The organism is Streptococcus sp. P25B114, from assembly GCF_053010325.1.
The window spans coordinates 1-20,160 of sequence record NZ_JBRKNW010000005.1 but is presented as its reverse complement, the minus strand read 5'-3'; the positions used below and the strand labels follow the sequence as shown (position 1 = coordinate 20,160).

22 protein-coding genes and 1 pseudogene are annotated in these 20,160 nt (G+C 37.8%); 11 read left to right on the top strand and 12 right to left on the bottom strand.

Translation table 11 applies throughout. The features are described from left to right. The first annotated feature begins 17 nt into the window (after positions 1-17). The 5 genes from glyA to ACVC7T_RS03360 are packed head-to-tail and all read left to right on the top strand — an operon-like array spanning position 18 to position 4,102. Complete coding sequence (gene glyA, locus ACVC7T_RS03380) at positions 18-1,274, top strand: serine hydroxymethyltransferase (RefSeq protein WP_447262464.1); 1,257 nt, start codon at positions 18-20, stop codon at positions 1,272-1,274. Between the two features lie 2 nt (positions 1,275-1,276). Next, the gene (locus tag ACVC7T_RS03375) at positions 1,277-2,251 is read left to right on the top strand and encodes a nucleoid-associated protein (RefSeq protein WP_105110167.1); all 975 of its coding nucleotides are present in this window, start codon (positions 1,277-1,279) and stop codon (positions 2,249-2,251) included. Continuing rightward, positions 2,252-2,851 (top strand): lysozyme family protein, encoded by a 600-nt coding sequence (locus ACVC7T_RS03370; protein WP_105160914.1) that lies wholly within the window; start codon positions 2,252-2,254, stop codon positions 2,849-2,851. It abuts the gene before it with no gap. 52 nt (positions 2,852-2,903) lie between these two features. Then, positions 2,904-3,662: an SDR family NAD(P)-dependent oxidoreductase gene (locus ACVC7T_RS03365; protein ID WP_105160915.1), complete on the top strand. Its 759-nt coding sequence runs from the start codon at positions 2,904-2,906 to the stop codon at positions 3,660-3,662. A gap of 11 nt (positions 3,663-3,673) precedes the next feature. Then, positions 3,674-4,102: a hypothetical protein gene (locus tag ACVC7T_RS03360; RefSeq protein ID WP_105160916.1), complete on the top strand. Its 429-nt coding sequence runs from the start codon at positions 3,674-3,676 to the stop codon at positions 4,100-4,102. Between the two features lie 60 nt (positions 4,103-4,162). Here ACVC7T_RS03360 and ACVC7T_RS03355 read toward each other — a convergent pair whose 3' ends face one another. The 8 genes and pseudogenes from ACVC7T_RS03355 to ACVC7T_RS03320 form a co-directional block, all read right to left on the bottom strand. Next, positions 4,163-5,035, bottom strand: coding sequence for a hypothetical protein (locus ACVC7T_RS03355; RefSeq protein WP_153056060.1), 873 nt, complete (start codon positions 5,033-5,035; stop codon positions 4,163-4,165). A gap of 83 nt (positions 5,036-5,118) precedes the next feature. After that, positions 5,119-5,643: a hypothetical protein gene (locus ACVC7T_RS03350; protein ID WP_105160918.1), complete on the bottom strand. Its 525-nt coding sequence runs from the start codon at positions 5,641-5,643 to the stop codon at positions 5,119-5,121. 45 nt (positions 5,644-5,688) lie between these two features. Beyond that, a pseudogene (locus ACVC7T_RS03345) lies at positions 5,689-6,696 on the bottom strand (MFS transporter). Between the two features lie 162 nt (positions 6,697-6,858). Then, the gene (locus tag ACVC7T_RS03340; protein ID WP_447262463.1) at positions 6,859-8,169 is read right to left on the bottom strand and encodes a tyrosine-type recombinase/integrase; all 1,311 of its coding nucleotides are present in this window, start codon (positions 8,167-8,169) and stop codon (positions 6,859-6,861) included. Beyond that, complete coding sequence (locus tag ACVC7T_RS03335; RefSeq protein ID WP_050573319.1) at positions 8,141-8,374, bottom strand: DUF3173 domain-containing protein; 234 nt, start codon at positions 8,372-8,374, stop codon at positions 8,141-8,143. The genes ACVC7T_RS03340 and ACVC7T_RS03335 overlap by 29 nt, the downstream gene beginning before the upstream one ends. Beyond that, the gene (locus tag ACVC7T_RS03330; protein ID WP_447262462.1) at positions 8,352-9,593 is read right to left on the bottom strand and encodes a Rep family protein; all 1,242 of its coding nucleotides are present in this window, start codon (positions 9,591-9,593) and stop codon (positions 8,352-8,354) included. Before ACVC7T_RS03330 ends, ACVC7T_RS03335 begins: the two co-directional genes overlap by 23 nt. A gap of 508 nt (positions 9,594-10,101) precedes the next feature. Continuing rightward, the gene (locus ACVC7T_RS03325; protein ID WP_044753047.1) at positions 10,102-10,626 is read right to left on the bottom strand and encodes a hypothetical protein; all 525 of its coding nucleotides are present in this window, start codon (positions 10,624-10,626) and stop codon (positions 10,102-10,104) included. A 22-nt stretch (positions 10,627-10,648) separates the two neighbouring features. Next, positions 10,649-10,957 carry a hypothetical protein gene (locus ACVC7T_RS03320; protein ID WP_447262461.1) on the bottom strand — a complete coding sequence of 103 codons (309 nt, stop codon included), beginning with the start codon at positions 10,955-10,957 and terminating at the stop codon, positions 10,649-10,651. 252 nt (positions 10,958-11,209) lie between these two features. On the opposite strand from ACVC7T_RS03320, the gene ACVC7T_RS03315 reads away from it, so the two are divergent. Then, positions 11,210-12,511, top strand: a complete 1,302-nt coding sequence (locus tag ACVC7T_RS03315) for a hypothetical protein (protein WP_447262460.1) — start codon at positions 11,210-11,212, stop codon at positions 12,509-12,511. 24 nt (positions 12,512-12,535) lie between these two features. On the opposite strand, the gene ACVC7T_RS03310 is transcribed toward ACVC7T_RS03315, so the two are convergent. Next, complete coding sequence (locus ACVC7T_RS03310) at positions 12,536-12,742, bottom strand: helix-turn-helix domain-containing protein (RefSeq protein WP_024406352.1); 207 nt, start codon at positions 12,740-12,742, stop codon at positions 12,536-12,538. A 116-nt stretch (positions 12,743-12,858) separates the two neighbouring features. Between ACVC7T_RS03310 and ACVC7T_RS03305 the strand changes: the two genes are divergently transcribed. The 4 genes from ACVC7T_RS03305 (at position 12,859) to ACVC7T_RS03290 (ending at position 16,696) form a co-directional block, all read left to right on the top strand. After that, entirely contained in the window at positions 12,859-13,836 is a 978-nt protein-coding gene (locus tag ACVC7T_RS03305) for a hypothetical protein (RefSeq protein WP_447262459.1), read from the top strand. A gap of 15 nt (positions 13,837-13,851) precedes the next feature. After that, the gene (locus ACVC7T_RS03300) at positions 13,852-14,691 is read left to right on the top strand and encodes a hypothetical protein (RefSeq protein WP_044753043.1); all 840 of its coding nucleotides are present in this window, start codon (positions 13,852-13,854) and stop codon (positions 14,689-14,691) included. A gap of 16 nt (positions 14,692-14,707) precedes the next feature. Next, positions 14,708-15,112: a hypothetical protein gene (locus ACVC7T_RS03295; RefSeq protein ID WP_447262458.1), complete on the top strand. Its 405-nt coding sequence runs from the start codon at positions 14,708-14,710 to the stop codon at positions 15,110-15,112. 129 nt (positions 15,113-15,241) lie between these two features. Further along, entirely contained in the window at positions 15,242-16,696 is a 1,455-nt protein-coding gene (locus ACVC7T_RS03290; RefSeq protein WP_024415802.1) for a PIN-like domain-containing protein, read from the top strand. Positions 16,697-16,851: 155 nt separating this feature from the next. Here the strand turns inward: ACVC7T_RS03290 and guaA are convergent, their stop codons facing one another. Next, on the bottom strand, positions 16,852-18,402 hold the full coding sequence (gene guaA, locus ACVC7T_RS03285; RefSeq protein ID WP_447262457.1) for a glutamine-hydrolyzing GMP synthase: 1,551 nt from the start codon (positions 18,400-18,402) through the stop codon (positions 16,852-16,854). 272 nt (positions 18,403-18,674) lie between these two features. Between guaA and ACVC7T_RS03280 the strand changes: the two genes are divergently transcribed. Beyond that, the gene (locus ACVC7T_RS03280) at positions 18,675-19,373 is read left to right on the top strand and encodes a GntR family transcriptional regulator (RefSeq protein WP_105123328.1); all 699 of its coding nucleotides are present in this window, start codon (positions 18,675-18,677) and stop codon (positions 19,371-19,373) included. A 32-nt stretch (positions 19,374-19,405) separates the two neighbouring features. Here ACVC7T_RS03280 and ACVC7T_RS03275 read toward each other — a convergent pair whose 3' ends face one another. Both ACVC7T_RS03275 and mazE read right to left on the bottom strand, forming a co-directional pair. After that, positions 19,406-19,750, bottom strand: a complete 345-nt coding sequence (locus ACVC7T_RS03275; protein ID WP_105160921.1) for a type II toxin-antitoxin system PemK/MazF family toxin — start codon at positions 19,748-19,750, stop codon at positions 19,406-19,408. After that, positions 19,740-19,955, bottom strand: coding sequence for a type II toxin-antitoxin system PemI/MazE family antitoxin (mazE, locus tag ACVC7T_RS03270; protein WP_105160922.1), 216 nt, complete (start codon positions 19,953-19,955; stop codon positions 19,740-19,742). The genes ACVC7T_RS03275 and mazE overlap by 11 nt, the downstream gene beginning before the upstream one ends. Between the last annotated feature and the right edge of the window lie 205 nt (positions 19,956-20,160).

The following is a 20,160-nucleotide window of genomic DNA, read 5'->3' as shown; positions in this document are numbered from 1 at the left end:
AAATAGGAGTATCATAGATGATTTTCGATTTAGTTGATTATAAAGAATTTGACAAAGAACTTTGGGCTGCGATTAAGGATGAGGAAGATCGTCAGCAACACAATATTGAATTGATTGCCTCTGAAAATGTCGTTTCTAAGGCTGTTATGGCAGCTCAGGGATCTATTCTTACTAATAAATACGCGGAAGGCTACCCTGGTAAACGTTATTATGGTGGTACAGAAGTAGTTGACGTGATTGAAAATCTTGCTATCGAGCGCGCTAAGGAAATTTTCGATGCTAACTTTGCCAATGTACAACCGCATTCTGGTAGCCAGGCTAATGCAGCAGCCTATATGGCGCTCATCCAGCCAGGTGATACTGTTTTGGGTATGGATTTGTCAGCTGGTGGTCACCTGACCCACGGTTCTCCTGTCAACTTCTCAGGTAAGACTTACAATTTTGTAGCATATGGTGTTGATAAGGAGACAGAAGTCTTGGACTACGATGCAATTTTGGCTCGTGCAAAAGAAGTCTCACCCAAATTGATTGTTGCAGGTGCATCTGCCTATTCTCGTACCATTGACTTTGAAAAATTCCGTGCAATTGCTGATGAAGTTGGTGCTTACTTGATGGTAGATATGGCTCATATCGCAGGTCTTGTTGCAGCTGGTCTTCATCCAAATCCAGTTCCACATGCACATATTGTTACCACAACCACTCATAAGACCCTTCGTGGCCCTCGTGGTGGCTTGATTTTGACCAACGACGAAGAATTGGCTAAGAAAATCAATTCTGCAGTTTTCCCAGGTATGCAGGGTGGTCCATTGGAGCACGTTATTGCTGCTAAGGCTGTTGCCTTCAAGGAAAACTTGGACCCAGCCTTCAAAGACTACGCAAGCCAGATTATCAAAAACTGTCAGGCAATGGCAGATGTCTTCAAAGCTGACGAGAATTTCCGTGTTATTTCTGGTGGAACAGACAACCATGTCTTCTTGGTTGATGTGACTAAAGTCGTTGAAAACGGAAAAGTTGCCCAAAACTTGCTGGATGAAGTAAGTATCACCCTTAACAAGAACTCTATTCCATTTGAAACCTTGTCTCCATTTAAGACCTCTGGTATTCGTATCGGGACAGCGGCTGTGACAGCTCGTGGTTTCAAGGAAGAAGAGTGTCGCCAGGTAGCTAACTTCATCATTACAGCCTTGAAAAATGCTGAAAATGAAACTGTGTTGGAACAAGTCCGCCAAGATGTTCGCAGCTTAACAGACCGCTTCCCACTCTATGAAAATTAAAAATGGATATATTTGTAAAACAAGCAATCATACATCAATTTAGTCCTGACGATACAGAGCTGGTCCTTGCCGACCAGCTTTTGACTGTCAGTCCTAAAATAGAAGAATATTTACGCAAAAAAATTGAACGTGTCTTTTCAGACGAAGCCAAAACTGGCCAATTTGATTCGGAAAATCCCTTCCTAGAAAATCTGTCAGGTAATCTGATAGATAATTCGGTCAAAATTGCCAATCTCTGGAAGGAAGAGTTTTCAATTTCTGAAAACCTTAAGACCAACGACTTGATTTTTGTGGCTTTTGAGAAAAATGGAATTGAACATTTTGGATTTTTGCGGATTTCTCTACGTGAAAACCTGGCCCACGTTGGCTCGGAAAGCGACAGCCCGTTGAAGATTACCCAGAACAATCTGCCTGGTCCAGGCTCCGCACCTGACGAAGCCCTCATCATCAACTTGCAGACCTACAAATACCACCTGATTGAGAAAAGAATCAAGCACAACGGAGCCTTTCTCAACTATTTTTCAGATAATCTTTTGCAAGTTACGCCAGCTCATTCTGCCAAAAAATCCATTAAGGCCCTTGAGCAGACCGCACAAAAAATTGCGGATAGTTTTCATCAGGGGGATTTCCAATTCCAGTCCAGGGTCAAGTCGGCTATCTATAATCATTTGGAAGAGGATAATGAGTTATCGCCTGAGAAATTGGCCGACCAGCTTTTTGACAACAATCTCACAGCCCGCTTGAATTTTGTCGACCAGCTGAAGGAAGTCATCCCAGATAAGGTTTCCTTTGATGAGATTGATGCCAGCCGTCAGCTCAAAAAATTTGAAAATCAGAAATTGTCCCTATCAAATGGCATCGAGCTGATTGTACCGAATTCAGTCTATGAGGATGCAGAGTCGGTGGAGTTCATCCAAAACCCTAACGGAACCTACTCCATTTTGATTAAAAACATCGAAGATATTAAGAGTAAATAAATGAAAAAAATTACAAGAACGATTTTTCTTGTCGTCCTTGTTTTTCTTTGTTATCAATTGTACCAGACCTATCATGCGGTTGAGCAGGTCATGACTTTCCAGCCCTTGGTCCAAGAAGTCCTGGCTGAAAATGATACCGCAGCAAATGAAGAACTGGTGCTAGCCATGATTTACACAGAAACAAAGGGGAAACAGGTCGACGTAATGCAGTCTAGCGAGTCTGCGACGGGCTACATCAATGCCATTACAGATAGCAAGGAGAGCATCCGCCAAGGCGTTATCTATCTCAGTCAAAATTTGCAGCTGGCAGGAGAACGTGGGGTGGATGTTTGGACGGCAGTCCAGGCCTACAATTTTGGGCAGACCTATATTGATTATGTGGCTACAAATGGAGGTGAGAACTCCCTGGATTTGGCTGAGGAGTATTCCAAAACAGTAGTCGCACCAAGTTTGGGTAATACTAGTCTAGAAACTTATACCTACTGGCATCCACTTGCTCTTGTCAATGGCGGCAAGCTCTATGTCAACGGGGGCAATATGTACTATTCACGCCAGGTCCAATTTAACATGTATCTGATGCGCTTTATCAATCTTTTTTAACCCTCCCTCTTAAAAAGTGTTATAATAGAAATATGAACGGAGGTGTGCCAAGATGACAAGAACCTGTATGATCACTGGTGCAAGTAGCGGAATTGGGAAGGCCATTGCATATGCCTTTGCTAAAAACGGTGATAATGTAGTTATTACTGGGCGCCGGAAGGAACAGCTAGAAACGATTAAAAAGGACTTGGAAATAAGTTATAGCATCAATGTGACTCTGGCTGTGTTTGATGTAACAAATGTAGAAGAAGTTATAGAGCAGTGCCAGCAGATTATGAAAGAAGTTGGACAGGTGGACGTCTTGGTCAACAATGCTGGTCTGGCTTTGGGACTGGATAAGTTCCAAGAATATGATTTGGCTGATATGTTGACTATGATTGATACCAATGTTCGTGGTCTGCTGACTGTGACACGCCAGATTTTGCCACAAATGGTAGAAAACAATAATGGTCACATCATCAATATCGGCTCAACTGCTGGGATTTATGCCTATGCAGGTGCGGCTGTTTATGCTGCAACCAAGTCCGCTGTCAAGGTCTTGAGCGACGGTATCCGCATTGATACCATTGATAAAAACATCAAGGTGACAACATTGCAACCAGGAATTGTGGAGACGGACTTCAGCCAGGTGCGTTTCCATGGAGACAAGGAGCGAGCAGCAACAGTTTACCAAGGGATTGATGCACTTCAGGCAGAAGATATTGCCAACTGCACCATTTTTATAGCCAATCAACCAGCCCATGTGCAGATTTCAGATATGACGATCATGGCCACCAAGCAAGCGACAGGATTTACCATTCATCGTGAGTAGGAGGTCTTGCTATGAGAAAGTTTGGAAACAGTTTATCCATCTTACTTCTATCTGCCGTGTTCTTAGGTGCCTGCACCAATAAAACAAGAATAGGGCAGATAAGCACCAGCAGTTCCCCATCTAGCAGCAAGCAGACTAGTAGCTCTTCATCGACAAGGGCAAGTAGTTCAACTAGCACCAGTAGCTCTGAGACCACAGAAGTTTCAGGAAAAGATCTTTCAGAATTAAACAGAGGGGTCCAACTAGAGAGTGGGCAGGATACCATTGACTATGCCAAAATGATCTTAGGCGACAAGGATTGGATTGTCATTGAAGGAAATTATACTCGGACAGAGTCTATTCCCTACAATCTGCTACAAGGGAATGACGGTTCGCTCTACTGGGTCTACCAAAATGGCGAAATCTATGATAAGGACAACCAACTGGTCCACCAGCCATAAGAAACAGCTGAAGATTTGAATGTCCTTTAGCTCTACAGGTAAATATTCTAAAACTGGGTTTCATGCCCAGTTTTTACTTTTCCGTACACCGGTTCCAATTTTCTGCTGGTTTACTGTGTCCAAGAAGTGGTCATAGGTCTGTTTAACTGCGGGGAATTTTTGAGAGGTTCCAGTGGAAAGGGCTAGATTTTCTAAGAATATTGGGAAGCTTCCCTTTTTATAGAGTTCTCCTTGAAAGAAGAATTTATCAGTAATCTTGTCAATAAAGATGATCGAGGAGCGCCAGCGGGCCTTTCGTGAATGGGACGGTTTCCAGGAGATTTTGATTTGCTGGTTATAAAAATACCAGCCCATGATATAAATCTTGGTTTCTTGCTGGCGTTTGATGTCATGATACGTACAGGGAAGGGCATAGATCGTGCCACGATTGGTTTGCAAGAAAGGCTTGAAATCACGGATTTTTTCGTAATCCTTCTGGTCAACGATTGTAAATCCTCTGTCCTTGGCAATTTTTTTCTCATCTACCGTGTAAGAATAGCGGTAGGGGTCAAAGATAATCGACCGTTCATGAACTCGGTAACGCTCTGCCATTTTTTTAAAATGAGGCAAGCTACCATAGTTTTCCAGCAAATAAGGTGTCGTAGCACCTCTATGGCTGATATTTGGCTGGATGTCAAGGATATGGCAGGTATCCAAGCTATCGAGAGGGACTGCGCCAAGGCCAATCAGGAGTTGCTCCCTTGTAAAATGACTGGCAAAGCGGGCTTGGGAAGTCTGACCGTTCTCACTCTGGCTGTCTACAAAAAGCGTTTCGCCCTGGCTAAAAACGATTATATAATTCTCATGCTGTTCGGCTTTTCTTTCGATAGGAATGCTGTATAATTGGTGAAAAGTGGGTAAATCCAGGAGTTGTCCAAGTTTCATTTTTTTCATAAAACCAGTATAGCAGAAAATTTTCTGCAAATCCAGTTAAAAGTAAAACTTGTTAAACTTATTTTTAAAAAGAAATGCTCTGACTACATTTCCTTGGCATCAAAGCCTTCAAAGATTTGTATGTCAAAGCGTTTTTTATTGCTAATGTATCCTTGAGGGGGCTTTACTGTATAGACCACCAGAGGGATGCGAGAGAGCAGGCGAATTAGATTAAGTGATGGATTTTTCTGAAATTCATGCTCGTAGGCGATAAAGTCTGGTCGTGTGAGACAATTGGTCAGCAGGTGTTTGATAGCAAAGTAAATCAGCCCCTTTTGCCAACTTAAATCACCAGACAATTGTCCACGAATATAGTTAGGGCGATGTTTCTTAAAATAGGCGACAACCAGGGGATTGGAGGATTCTACCATAAAAGCTCCTGTGTAGCTGTCCAGATAGCTGGTCACGCGCTGCCAGACTATTTTCCGGTGCAGCTCCGCTATTATCATAAAAAACCCTGTGAGCATAATCCCAGCCCAGAAAGGACCAAAGTCAACCCGCCCCATGCGAGGTTTGAGCAAAAAAATCAATAAACCAATGAGAATGAGGAATCCGAGTAAATAAAGCATAGCAACCTTTCTAGGAATAATCCCCGTGCCGGACTAAAATCATGGTCAGGAAGGACAGGATGGAGAAGAGGAGGGCATAGGGAAATAGGGCATCAAATCCCAGCAACTCCATGAGAAGGGAGTCACAATCTGCGCCGCCATAGAGGCAGTGTAGTACATGCCAGTGTACTTGCCCACATCCGCAACATGACTCATCTCTACAATCATAGGCAGGGAATTAACATTGATGAAGGCCCAACCCACCCCCATAATAGCAAAAGACAGATAGACCAGGGCTGAAAAAGTGGCCAGGATGATACCGAGAAGATAGGTCGTGGAAAACAGGCAAATTCCTAATAAAATCGCCTTTCTGCGACCGATTTTTGTCCCTAAAAATCCAGAGGGAATATAGGTAATGATTGCTGCAATAGCAGCCAGCATGAGCGAGCGTGCCACCTGGCCAGCATCCATGTCCCAGACAGCGATAGCATAGCGTGAAAAAGCAGTCGTAATGCCGTTGTAGGCTATGAACCACAGGAAGATGGACACCAGCAGGAAAAAAAGGGAAATCTTGACTTCCTTGTCGAGCTCGCCCGCTCCTCTAGTCTTTTACTCTTCGTTTTGGACTGGGATGGCCATTTTTTTCTCATCAATTTTCCAGCGGAGAATGGCAAAGCTGACTAGCAAAATGAGTCCAACTGTCAGGAAGAGGTCAGTATAGTCAGGCTGGTCTGACTTATCGACCAGCAGGGCTAGGGCAATGAGCGTTAGAATTGCACCGACAGCACCCATAAGATTGATGATGGCATTAGCCTTGCTACGCAAAGGCTTGAGTGTCAAATCGGGCACGAGGGCAATAGCAGGAGCCCGAGAAATGGACATGGCAAATAAGACAAGTTCCAAGCCAAGATTGAAGAGCCAGAAAAGTTTGTGGCTGGTCGCATAGGGTAGAAGGACCAGTCCAAAGCAGATTAGCAGACTGCCTAGAAAGACGAAGGGAATCCGCTTGCCGTGCCGGCTGTTGAACCTGTCAGATAAGGCACCAAAATAGGGTAGGAGAAAGAGAGAAAGAATATATTTGCTTTTAAGTAGGATGAACTACCATTAATTTTGGTAGTTTTTATATTTTGGTGCTAAACTGGTGCTAACGATAAAAGAAAACCGATGAAACACTTTATTTCATGCGGTTTTTTGAGTAACTTATTCTATTCCCACTCAATTGAAACAGGTATCCTCCTATCCCTTGTGGGACAAGGGATTAGAAGTAGTATACACTTCAAGGGGGGGATTTTTAGGGGGGAATGATTTTTTCATATGTTGATTTCCATTAAATTTTACTCTAGTTTGATGTGCAGTTTGTATGTTAATTGCATTAGTGAGTAACTGGGCTATCTCTTTATCAGCACCACTGTACAAGTGAGCATAGTGACGCAAAGTTATCTCAGGGCTTGAATGTCCTAATCTCTTTGAAAGCGCAAGAATAGAAGCTTTTAACTCATTTAAAACATAGCTTGCATGACTATGTCTTAGACCTTTAGGTTGAATCCTACGAACACCTGCAAGCTCTGCATATCTATTTAATATTCGGTTTATGGTTGATTTTATCATAGGATAGCCATCATAAGTAAATATAAAGTCATTTTCTTTACCAAGTCCTATTTGAGTTTGTATTTCTCGCCATTGCCTTAATATACTGACAGTTGTATCATCTAATTCAATGATTCTTTTGCCATCATCTGTTTTTGTATATTCTTTTCTAATGTATTTTTTTCTTGATTGAACCTCAAGCATGTGGTGGATGCGTAATTGTTGTTGCCCAAATGCAATGTCACTCCAATACAAGGCAGTTCCTTCATTAACTCGAATACCAGTCGTATAATATAGATATAGCATTACAAAACATAAATGTTCATATACATCATCTAGGCATATTTGTTGCAAGACTAACTCGAATTCCGTCCTTGTCCAATAAGGGACAATTTGCTTTCCTTTCGGAATTGCCTTTACTTTTTTTGAAATATTGTATTCAAGAAAATTTCTCTCGACAGCTTTATCAAGTGTTTTACGAAACATACCAAAAACTAGGGAAGCATATGATTGACTGTAACCTGAGCCTCCATTGTTTTCATCTGTCAGTAGCCAAATCTTAAAATTATCAACATCAGTCACGCTAATTTCACGTAGTTTTAAATCACCAAATTTTTCAATAATAAGTTGTAAAGCTGGATATCTAGTATTAAACGTTGAGGTCTCGACATATGAACGGTAATAAGGGATATATACTGTGTCCATAAATTCTCGATACTTCATATGATAAAAAGAATAGCCATCTGCTTTATGGTACTCTCTTTTTATCCTAGTAACTTCTTTATGCGCTTGAAGTGCTGATGTAAAAATATTCCCGAATCTATCTTTTGATTTCTTTCTCCTTATCCTCTCTCCTGTTGCTTTGTCTGTACCTAATTCAATCTGATAAAAAAATTTACCTGACTTTAGGTCCTTGTAAACACCTGGGTACTTAGTCTTTTGTTGGGTTTTGTTTGCCATTCTCTTCTGTCTCCTCTGAAATTGTTACTCCAATAAAAGATTCGACAGCAGAAGCTGGAACAATACCAAGTCTCTTGTTATTATACAAATAATAACCTTGATTGACAAGGTTCAGCTTAACTTGTTTGATAATGCCTGTGGCTTGGTATTTTGTAAACCCCATCTTTATCAAATGGGATTTTTCAATCATTCTGTCTGTCATCATCTTCCTCCTTCTGTGAAATTTTGAGAGTCATTTCTTTATATTTGTTATAAACATCTGAATTAAATTCAATTTTATCTTTATCGGACTCGTAGTAAGGATTGTCTATTCGCTCATATTCCACATATTTATTTTTTTCGTTATCGAATTTGTATGTAATAATAGATTTATCAGTTACTTCTTGAAGTAGTGTAATCCGTCTAATGAGCTGAATCACAGTATCAATTTTCTTATCAAAGCCAACTTGTTTGCTAATTGATTCGTAAAATTGAAAAGGCGAAAATGGAGTGTTTATTATTATTGTTGTTGCAATAATTGGTTTATCAAAGAAACGGCTGGAAGCAGTAGCATCAGCATTAAATGGGTCAATGATAAGTAAGAAGTCAGCGTAATTAAAATTACCTCCCCGACCTGGACGGATTTCCTCAATTATAATTGTTTCTTGTGAACCAACGTTTTGAAAAGGGTCACGAGAGGAGCCTGTAGTATAAAATGGTTTTCCAAGCGACTTTGCAAAGTGTTTACATAATCTTGATTTTCCAGTTCCTGATGGTCCATAAAGCCAAACTATTTCTCGCTTAAACCCATTTTTTAGTGCATTTTCTTTCCAATTTTCAAAATCAATTTCTGTTCGTCTTTTCTTAGCTTTTGAAAATTCTCTATCGTATTTCACAAGTGTATATCCATCAACCTCTTTAATTGCTTCGTCGAATGTTATATCTCCAGCGATTATTTTATTTATGAGATTTCGGACAACATTGAATGTTTTTTCTTTTCTAGAGTTAGAGTGGATTTTTGATTCAATACTCTCGATTCTTTCAGCATAGTCAAAATTTGCGATAACTTCATCTACTGAATATTGATATTTTTCACTTGCATCCTCCGTACGATGGATTAAGTAAGAATAAGCATTGTTTACTTTACCTTTCCAAGCTTCGAAAAAGTTCGCTCGAACCTCAAATCCATTTTGCGAAAGCTTGTTGATAATTGAATTTAACCAAATTGCATTTTTAAATCTAATGATGATATGAAAATGTGGTTCTGAATCAGTATCTTTATCGTGAATAATACCTGCAATTTCAAATGGATTCAGTGTTTCTTGAAATAATTTGATTATTTCTTGCAAATTTTTAATTGAAACACTTTCTACTGTTGAACAGAACATATAAGCAGTATGTCGAATTGAAGGTACCTTTTCTGACATTTTTCTCTTTTTCTTCATTTTATTCCTTTCAAATTTTGACAATGACAATGTAATTCATGCTGTCTATAACAAGCCCAGACAGCATCTCTTTCTAGAGCAGATATTACTCTTGACAATGACAAAATAAAAATTTGGATAATTTAATCGCTATGTTTCGTCAGTGCAAATCTTCAATAAATGTTCTTACGAAATGCACAATTGAAATAGAATTTTTGAGGAAACATGATAAATTTTTCGTCATATTTCTCAATACTGCATGCTAATTCTTGTATAAACTAGAACGATAGAAAAATTGATTACTTGTTAAGCGGTACTGCTCAATAGCTAGTCTTTGCTCTTGTTGATGCTGATTTTCTTAAGAACTGTGATTTCATTCATCTGTCTTGCAAGCTTCAACAGACTACATTCAATCACAGTTCTTAAAAGAAATTATCAGCAAAACAACAAATCGAGCAATGATAGATTGAGTGTTTCACTTAAGTACAAGCAATAAATTTTTATCGGTTTCTAGAGTTATTATAAAGAATTAGTCATATATTAACTGAGAAAGCCAGTATAAAAATCGAAAAATCGGGTTATCATCTTTCCAGTCGTTAAATTCTCTTTCTGCTTTGCGCTTATCACGTTCAAGAACACGTATTTCTTGATTGACACTTGCACGTTCTCTAATAGCGTTTGAAATATCTTTCTCAACTTTTTCTTTGTCACTAAGCAATCGATTTAACTCTGCATTTCTAGAAGTTAATACTGACTCTGTTCTTTTTAAATCAGCTTTAGTATTTTCAAGTTGCTCATTGTACAGCTTTTCTTGTAGTCGTAAAATAGAAGAAGTATCACAATATTCACCAGTATATTTATTTTTTAGTACTAAATACACCGGTGCTTTTTCTCGTTCTTCATGACCGATTATCATTTCTTCTAGACTACTTGAACATTTTAACTTGAAGTCTTTTTTTGACATTTCACTATAAGTGATGAGAGCAATGTCAAAGTCAGTTGCTTCATTTTGTAGTGTATGCTCAGCGACAGTCGATGACAAAGTTATCTTCATTTTTCAGTTTACCTTTCTTTTTTTATTCAAATAACTGAATTGATTCAGCTCTGAAATAAATCGTACCATTGAAATCATAAGCTTCTAAATTCTGAAATTTATATCCAATAAATATTTTTAAATTCTTATTCAATTCTGCTGGAAGTGCAACTTGAAACGGCACTGAATTATCTTGCATAAACCAGTATTTGTATCCCGTTATTTTATCCGTCCTACCATTATCATCGTACTTAAATTTCAAAGTATAGTCGGTAGACAATAAATAAAATGGTTTACTAACATCAGTTACAGCGTTAGCTAAAACCGAAGGACTTAGTTTTTTTGTTTTCATTCTTAATTTTCCTCTCATTTTAATGGTCTTTTTTGTAGGATACTTATGTGTTAAAATATTCTACAAAGAGTTAAAAAATCAATTAACGTTAATCTACATTCATTATATCTGCTATAAACTTGTGTGTAAAAAACAGATAATGATACGAATCCGAATTTGTGAAATTATATAATATTCAAGTTATATAAATAGGCTCACATGCTAATTAGTAGATTTCAGAGTTTTAAGATAAAATCCGAAAGGAGCAATGTTATGAAAATTTTTTTCAATGAAAAAGAGCTTGAAATAGCTTCTGTAGCAACGTTTTTAAAGGGAACATATGATTTTGTAGAATACAAAAATAATATTTTTTCTGAACAGATTGAAGAATTTGATAAGTTAAATGGCCAGTACAGGACTGACCACGATATATTATTTAGAATTTTTCAAGAAGAAGTTGAAGAATTGATTGCTCAATCAATGTTTGTAGAATTAAGCAACAAACTAGCAAAAGTATTTGCTAAGGAGCCACTTGCAATAAACTATACTCATTGGATTGTAGAAGAGATTACAAGCAAGGTACGACTAAATAAAAAGAATAAGGAGCAAATGCATAAGTTAATTGCTGATTTTATCCTTTACATCTCTGAAAATTATTATGATAAAAAAATGGAGACACAGCTACTCGCTACTGAATCGTTAGTTACGCTTATACAATTTGTTAATGAAGAGATATTTCTTAATAAACAAGAAATTGAGTTTTTAATAAATAATCAATACCTTACAAAATCTGTACAGATTAACATTGAGAAGAATGATGATTATAAGCTCGAATCTTTAATACGTTTGGTCAGAAAATGCTCAACTGATAACCACAAGAATTTTAATGGTCACTACGAACTAAAGGCAACACTAGAAGCAATTCAACGAAGTCGTTTAAGCAAATCGCCACAGAAAATTTCTACTCTTATTCCTGAAGAATATAGAAAGTTAGAGAAGAAGTGGGAAGGAACAAAGTTACAGTTGCAAAATATTATTGAAGAATATCAAGGTTTAGACGAAAATATAAACTATACTTTAAATAAATTGAGTGATGATTTCGAAGACTATTATTTGGAACTAAGGAAATGTATTCAGAAAGTTACAATTACTATGCTTATCATTGAAAATTTGAATCGTAGCAGTTCTGAGTTAGAAATAATGACTATTGAAAATGTCCTAGATTCCCTGAATATTAAGAAATACTCCTTTAAAAGTATTTTGGAAAAATGGAAAGATTTTGAGAACGAACTCGAAAAGCAGGACCTTGAGTCAATGTATTACAAAGATATGTATGATTTAATAGATGAATATTTAGGAAAAGCAATTGATTATAGCAAATATTCGAATGATTTTGAAAAGTCCATTATTCAATTATTACTTAAGGTTGAAGAAGCACTCGCAATTACAGATAATAGTGATAAATTGTATCTAGATATTAAAAAGAAACTTCAGCAGTCCAAGGAGGATTGCCTTGAATATGCCAAAATTATTGATATGAGATTAAAAAATTTCTTAGAAAACCGAATATACTAAAAGCCAAGCGATTGTGCTTGGCTTTTAGTATTCATCTAGTTCATGTTTGATTACGTCTTCAACATTACATTCAAGGATTTCACATAATTTATCAATTGTTTTTGTTGTTATTGGTTCACCTAATTTCATTCGATGTAACGTATGTGCGGAAATTTTTTCAACCTTGATTAAATAATATTCTGAAATTCCTCTTTTATTCAAAGTCTCATAGAAGGGTTTATATGAAATCATGTTATTACTCGCTCTTAAATTCTCTTATATAAACAATATGGTAACATTACCAACATATTGACTATATTCAATTTATTGAGTATAATTTTAGATAATAAACATATTAGAGGTAAAAAATGGAAGTTTTATTCGCTCTCAAGAGATTTTTAACCCTAAAAAATAATCTAATTCCCTCAACACAAAATAGAATAAAAGAACTTGAAAGAGAAATTTTTCAAGCCGAGGTTACCCTAAATGCTATTTCAGATGAAAAAGTATTTCTTGAGGACTTTAAATGGGATATTCGCACAAGAGGATTTACTATTTTTAATCTGGTTCACCTACCGTCCCTTATGGTGTTTTTCATATTTCTTATAGTTGCACTATTATCTATAGCAGGGATTGCCATAATTGGTGTCATTATAGAAACAATTATTCGAACTTTTATACTTTTCCAAGATTTTGAGTTTGAGGATACATTCTTCTATATCCCAATAAAAGCGGTTGAAGACTTTATCTATTATCCACCCTCAATTCCTGTTCCGATTGTGGTTGGGCTTTTGATAGTCTGGGTTTTATATAGTATCAGACAGGTTCAAAAAAATAAAATCTACTATGAAAATGTTGTTATTCCAGAGAATCGAAAGAAAAATGCTCTCGTCCCTGGAAAGCGTAGAAAACAACAATTAGTTGTAGATAATCTGAAAAATACCTTGAAATCCACTGAAGCTCAACTACTGAACTATCAAAATGAAATGATGAATATTATGAATACCATTCCCATTCCCAATCAGTATTGGACTAATGATGAAGTCATAAATTTCCTCATACAGAAATTAGAATATGGGCAAGCGAAGACTATCGGAAAAGCTTTGAATCTTTGGGATATAGAAGTATCGACTAGAAGAGTTGAGCAGGCATCGAAAGCTGTTATAAAAGAGACGAGAGAATCAGAAGCTCGGCTGGCTAGACAACGTGCAGAACAACACGCGCAAGAGCAACGTAACATTAGAGATAATACCGAAGCTCAAAATAAAGTGGCAGAAGAATTAAAACGAAGGAATGACCGTTCTGAGTTCTATGATGATATTGCGAAGAAAAACGGTTGGTTATAAATAAGGAGACACACTATGAACAAAAAGAAATTTTTAGCGAGCTTTACACTATTGGCATCTACAGTACTATTATTTGCTTGTCAGAGTAATGAAAGTACCACAAAATCCTCTGAAAAAATTGTTGAAACCTCCTCTTCGTCAAAGGATTCAATCTCCGAGGAACAAAGAAATAAGTGGTTGAAGGAGTTTTATGAAGAAGTAGCTGAGACTGATGGCTCAAACTACCATAATGAGATTGAAGAACGTAGTCAAAAAGCATGGAATGAGAATCAAACCAACATCTTCAATGGACAGGCTAGTCTAAATGTTACTAATGATTACCTTCCTTCTGAATTGACAAAGCTAAATGTCACGATTGACGGTTATGATGAAGCAACTAGAAGATTGAAAGTTACTGTTACTAACAACTATGATGAAACACTGATTGGAACAACAACCAATTCAAACAATAACAACTTGTACGGGACATATTTCACTCTATATGGCTACACAACTTTGTCAGGACGTTCTGAGAGGGTAAAAATCGCTCAAATTGCTCTTGCTAGTGATTTACCAGCTGGGGAGTCTATTCAACTTGAAATTCTTCCATCAGCTCTTGCGAATCGTCAAACTGATTATGCTAAAAAATTGCAAAATAGTGAGTTAGATTCTAAATACTACTTACTATCAACCGATTACGGAAATTCTTTATGGGATATTACTAGAGACCAAGTAATGGGAGAAGAGATTATTTCAGAACAAATAGTATTATCTAGCCTTGCGAATATCTACATTGTACCCAAGCTAGTATTTGAAACTTACCCATCTACAGCTCCAAGTGATTCAGAGCTAGAAAATCAAATTTCAAACAATTAAAGAAAAGAGCAAACTGATGAACATAAAGAAACTAATATTGACCCTGCTCACTCTAACGCTGACAATTGTCCTTTGTGCTTGTGGTAATCAATCGAATGCCAATGATAGTCAGTTATCAGGAACATATTCATACGAAAAAGGCGGTATTGATGGTTCTGAAATGGGATTTGAAGACGAAGAATTGACATTGCATTATGAACTAAAAGTAAGTGGTGATGAAAACATACTTAATATCAATCTCCTTTCAGAGAGAGGCAATAATGTGAAGTACCTCTATTCCGAGAAAGTAACTATTGATACAGACAAACAGATTATCAGTGATAACAATGGTACTGAGCTGAAATATTCAGTTTCAGGAGATTCTGTAACAATACCTGATTTAGCAGGGGACAGTGGTGAAACAGTAACATTAAATAAATAATGTTGACAACCGAGAAATTTCTTGGTTGTTTTCTTATGGATTTATTTTACTTAATTCTATTGACATTATTAATAACTGTAAGTTATTATCTAAATATCGAAAATTTAAGTTATAGAAAGAATTATTAATATGAATAATTATTTTGCATCATTGTATAATCTTGATTTTAATGAAGATGAACAGACCTTATATGTATTTGACTCAAACTATATATCGTATGCAATTCAATCGGTACATAATTCAGAAAAATTTTTTAATGCGTTAGAAAATGTTATTGACAAAACATATTTACCATTTATTGTTTATCTTGAAAGCATTGATAACATTAGGAGTCACATATCTGGTACAAAAAACACACTAGATGCAATTAACAGCATATTTGAAGGAATAGAGGATTTGGATTCTGTCTTTGACACAGATACTAAAGCGTTCCAAGATTTTTTGAAGAAAAAAATCATAAACAAACAGGGTATTGACATTAATGCTTTAAATGGAAATATTAATTTTAAAGGAGAAAATGGAGCTAATAAAAAAATAGATTCTTTCTTAGACGAAATTTTTAACAAAGTAAAGTCACAATTAGATGGATTAAACGAGGTATTAGTTGAATCACTGAGTCAAATCGAACCCGACAAAGCGGATTTCAATTCCCAAAAATATATTGAAGGTATTGAAGAGCGCCTTCAACGAATTAATTCAATTTTCCTAAAAGAAGGTGTACTTGGGAAAGAGTATACTCAGGAAAAACTTGATTATTTTGGAAAAGTAATTCCTGAAAGATATCAAAAAGATATTCCACCCGGATTTAAAGATAAACAAAAGAAAAAAATGCGTAAATTTGCTACACTTGAATTTAATGCATCTTTTGGTGATGCGATGCTTTGGCTTGATATTATAGAATTTGTAAAAGAGAAAAAATTTAGTAATGTAGTAATTGTTTCTGATGATAAAAAGACAGATTGGTGTACTAGTAACGGAACCTCAGAATTAGAGTTATTACCAGAACTTAAGGTAGAGTTTCTTAAAGAAACAGGTATACCCGTTATTAGAAAATCAAGTTCACTATTTATTAAAGATATATTGAGCTTATCAGAAGACGAGAAAAAAGGTATAGAGAAGGAAATTGATGAAATTGAAAAAATTAAGTCGGAAATAGAATATCAAAATACAATAATTGTTAGAGCAAGAAAGAGTGGCTTCGAAAAAGTATTTATTGGCGAAAATTCATGGTATTCAGTTAGGATTAACGAGGATAGGATTCCATTTTTGAAGTATATTGCTGTATACCAAAAAACGCCTATTAAAAAAATTACACATTATGCAGAAATCGAAGATATTACTATATCCCCTGAAGATTCTTCAAAGAAAAAAATAGTATTTAAAGGGGAGGCGAAAGAGTTACCTAAAAAAATACCTCTAGGGGATGACTGGAATGCCTTGCAATCAAATAGGTATACGAATTTTAACAATCTATTTACTTCAGCAAATACTGATGAATTATTTTCAAAAACATTTGAAAACGATGGAGACGAACGTTCTTATCACAGTGAAGAATTTGATGACGGATTTGAAACAAATCAATAGTATATAAAAAGAATTAGCCAGAAAAAATTTCTAGCTAATTCTTTTTTCGGGGGGATTTAGGGGGGAATCAAACGAAGATTCACCCTTTTTAGACTAGTTTGTTCCTGCTAAACTGCTGTAGAATCGCTATTTTGAAGGTAAATCAAGCCTCTCCATTATTCCCACTCAACTGTTGCTGGTGGTTTGCTTGTAATGTCGTAGACGATGCGGTTGACGTGGTCGACTTCGTTGACGATGCGGACAGAGATTTTCTGAAGGACTTCCCATGGGAGTTTTGCGAAATCAGCAGTCATTCCATCAACAGAAGTGATAGCACGGATAGCAATGGTATAGTCATAAGTACGACCGTCTCCCATGACACCTACCGAACGAACTCCAGTATTGACCGTGAAATACTGCCACACATCACGGTCCAGGCCAGCCTTGGCAATTTCCTCACGGAGGATAGCGTCTGACTCACGGACAGTGTAGAGTTTTTCCTCGGTGATTTCACCCATGATACGGATAGCCAGTCCAGGACCTGGGAATGGCTGACGCCACACAACCTCATCAGGCATACCGAGTGCCGTACCTAGCGCACGTACTTCATCCTTGAAGAGGGTATTGAGCGGCTCAATTAACTCAAATTGCATATCCTCTGGAAGTCCGCCCACATTGTGGTGAGACTTGATTGTCTCAGCCGTATCCGTCCCAGACTCGATAATATCGGTGTAAAGCGTTCCTTGAGCCAGGAATTTTACATCTGTCAACTTGCTTGCCTCGTCGTCAAATACGTAAACAAATTCATTACCGATGATTTTACGTTTCTTCTCAGGGTCAGATACGCCAGCAAGTAAATCTAGGAAACGTTTAGAAGCGTCTACGCGAATGATATTGAGACCGAATTTGCCACCCAACATCTCCATTACCTGGTCACCTTCATTTTTACGGAGCAAGCCGTGGTCGACGAAGATACAAGTCAACTGGTCACCGATCGCACGTTGCAGAAGGACACCGACAACAGACGAGTCCACACCGCCAGACAGACCCAGAAGAACCTTCTTGTCGCCAACAGTTGCACGGATTTTCTCGATTTCAGTCTCGATGAAGTTTTCCATGGTCCAGTCGCCACGCGCACCACAGATACCAAAGGCAAAATTCTTCAAGATGTCATTACCGTATACGGAATGACGAACTTCTGGGTGGAACTGGATACCATAGATGCGACGTTCGATATTTTCAATGGCAGCATAAGGGCAATCCGCAGACAGACCGACCAAGTGGAAGTCAGCTGGAATTTCCGTCACAGCGTCACCGTGGCTCATAAGAACCAATTGCTCAGAAGGAGTGTCAGCAAAAAGAGCAGACTCAGCCTTGAGTTCAAGTGTTGACTGACCATATTCACGGTTACCAGCCTCGCTAGCAGGCACCACCTTACCGCCCAATTTATGGGTAATTAGCTGCATACCGTAGCAAATCCCCAAAATTGGAATCCCCAGTTCAAAAATTTCTGAGTCAATGTCAAAGGCATTTTCCGCGTAAACTGAGTTTGGCCCACCAGAAAGAACGATACCAATCGGATTGATTTGGCGGACCTCCTCAGCAGTAATTTTGTGGTTTTTCAGTTCTGAAAAGACACCGAATTCACGGATGCGACGTGAAATCAGCTGGTTGTACTGGCTACCATAATCCAGAACGATAATTTTTTGGACATCTTGTTTTGTCATGTTTTTCCCTTTCCATTTGAAAATCATTCAAATACTGATAGCTATTTTACCATAAATACGAACATTTTCCAAACTATATTTGCCAATTATCAGTTTTCCAAACTATGGCGATTTTTTTGAAATCCCATGTTCGTTTTTTTCTAGATTTTACTCATTTTATTAAAGCAGATTACCAGTCATTGTTTGCCTGCCTTATTTTTACTCATAAAAAACAGCTGACCTTTGTAAAATTGGTCTAATTTTGGTAGACTAGACGGAGAGAGGTTTGACAAATGAAAGCAGCATATATTACCATTCACGATAAGATTAAGGAGCAGATTGACCAGGGTGTTTGGAAGATTGGCCAGCGCCTGCCCAGCGAGCGTGACCTGTCCGATGAGTTCGGCGTTTCCCGCATGACCCTGCGCCAAGGCATCACCCTCCTGGTCGAAGAAGGAGTGCTCCAGCGTAAGGTCGGTTCCGGCACCTATGTGGCCAGCACTCGGGTTCAAGAAAAGATGCGCGGCACGACCTCCTTTACAGAGTTGGTTCTCTTGCAGGGCAAAAAGCCGAGTAGCAAGCTCTTGTCTTATACTCGAACCAAACCAAATGAGAAAGAAGTTGAACAGCTAGCCTTGACCAAGGGGGAATATGTCGTCCGGATGGAACGGGTTCGCTATGCTGATAATGTCCCTGTCGTTTATGAAGTTGCCAGCATTCCGGAGCGTCTGATTAAAAGCGTTCCCAAGGAGGAAGTGACCAACCATTTCTTCAAGACCTTGACGGACAATGGCTATAAAATCGGCACCAGCAAGCAGACCATTTTTGCACGGCTGGCCAATGAGAAGGTGGCTAACTACCTAGACATCAGCAAAAATCAGCCAATTTTGGCTCTGAGACAGGTTTCCTACCTGGATGACGGCCAGGCCTTTGAATTTGTTAACAGCCAGTACGTTGGCGAACGGTTTGAGTTTTATTTGGAGAATAATTAGGAAAAGAGCAAGCAAAATAGAGCCTTTCGACTCTATTCAAAAATATAATTGTAAAGCTGAACGACTTTCTGGAAAGTCCAAGTATCTAACTGTGTGATTTTGCTGGCATTCCTAGATATGAAATCAAAAGTATAGAGTTGCATAGGATTGACGAATCTGTCGACTTTTTCTGAGTCAATCGGCACAGATAGCCCACGGCTCTCTAAAGTTTTTGCACCGTGTGTAATAGGACAGACAGCGACGAAACCTGTTGCTCGGCTGTATTTTTGACTGGAGATAACTAAAACAGGACGGCGATTCTGAATTTCCTTACCAATAGAAGTGTCAAAATCAATCCAGATAATATCCTGCTTTTGAGGAATATACTCAACCTTCATTATCGAGTAACACCTCCCCCTCAAAGTCATTTTCCATGATGAAGGGTTCCATATTGTCAAAGGGATTAGGGATTTTGGGCGCAAGAACAATCACATCGTCAACTCCTTTGTAGACAAGGAATTCTTTGCCCTCACGAATACCTAGTTCTTTAGGAATGGTTACTGCCGGTGAATTACCCACCTTACGCGTTTTCACAATATTCATAAAAGGATACCTCCGTACATCGTATACACGATTTTGACAAAAAAGTCAAAGGTTTTTGAGTATTTTCGCTCGTCTTAATGTAGCGTTACAATAGATGTGAGACTTCTAGAAGTCAAAAAGAAGATTCCCTGATATGATAAGAGTACCACCTACTCATCAAAAAGGAAATCTTCTCATGACTAGTATACCACAAAATCTTCGCTAT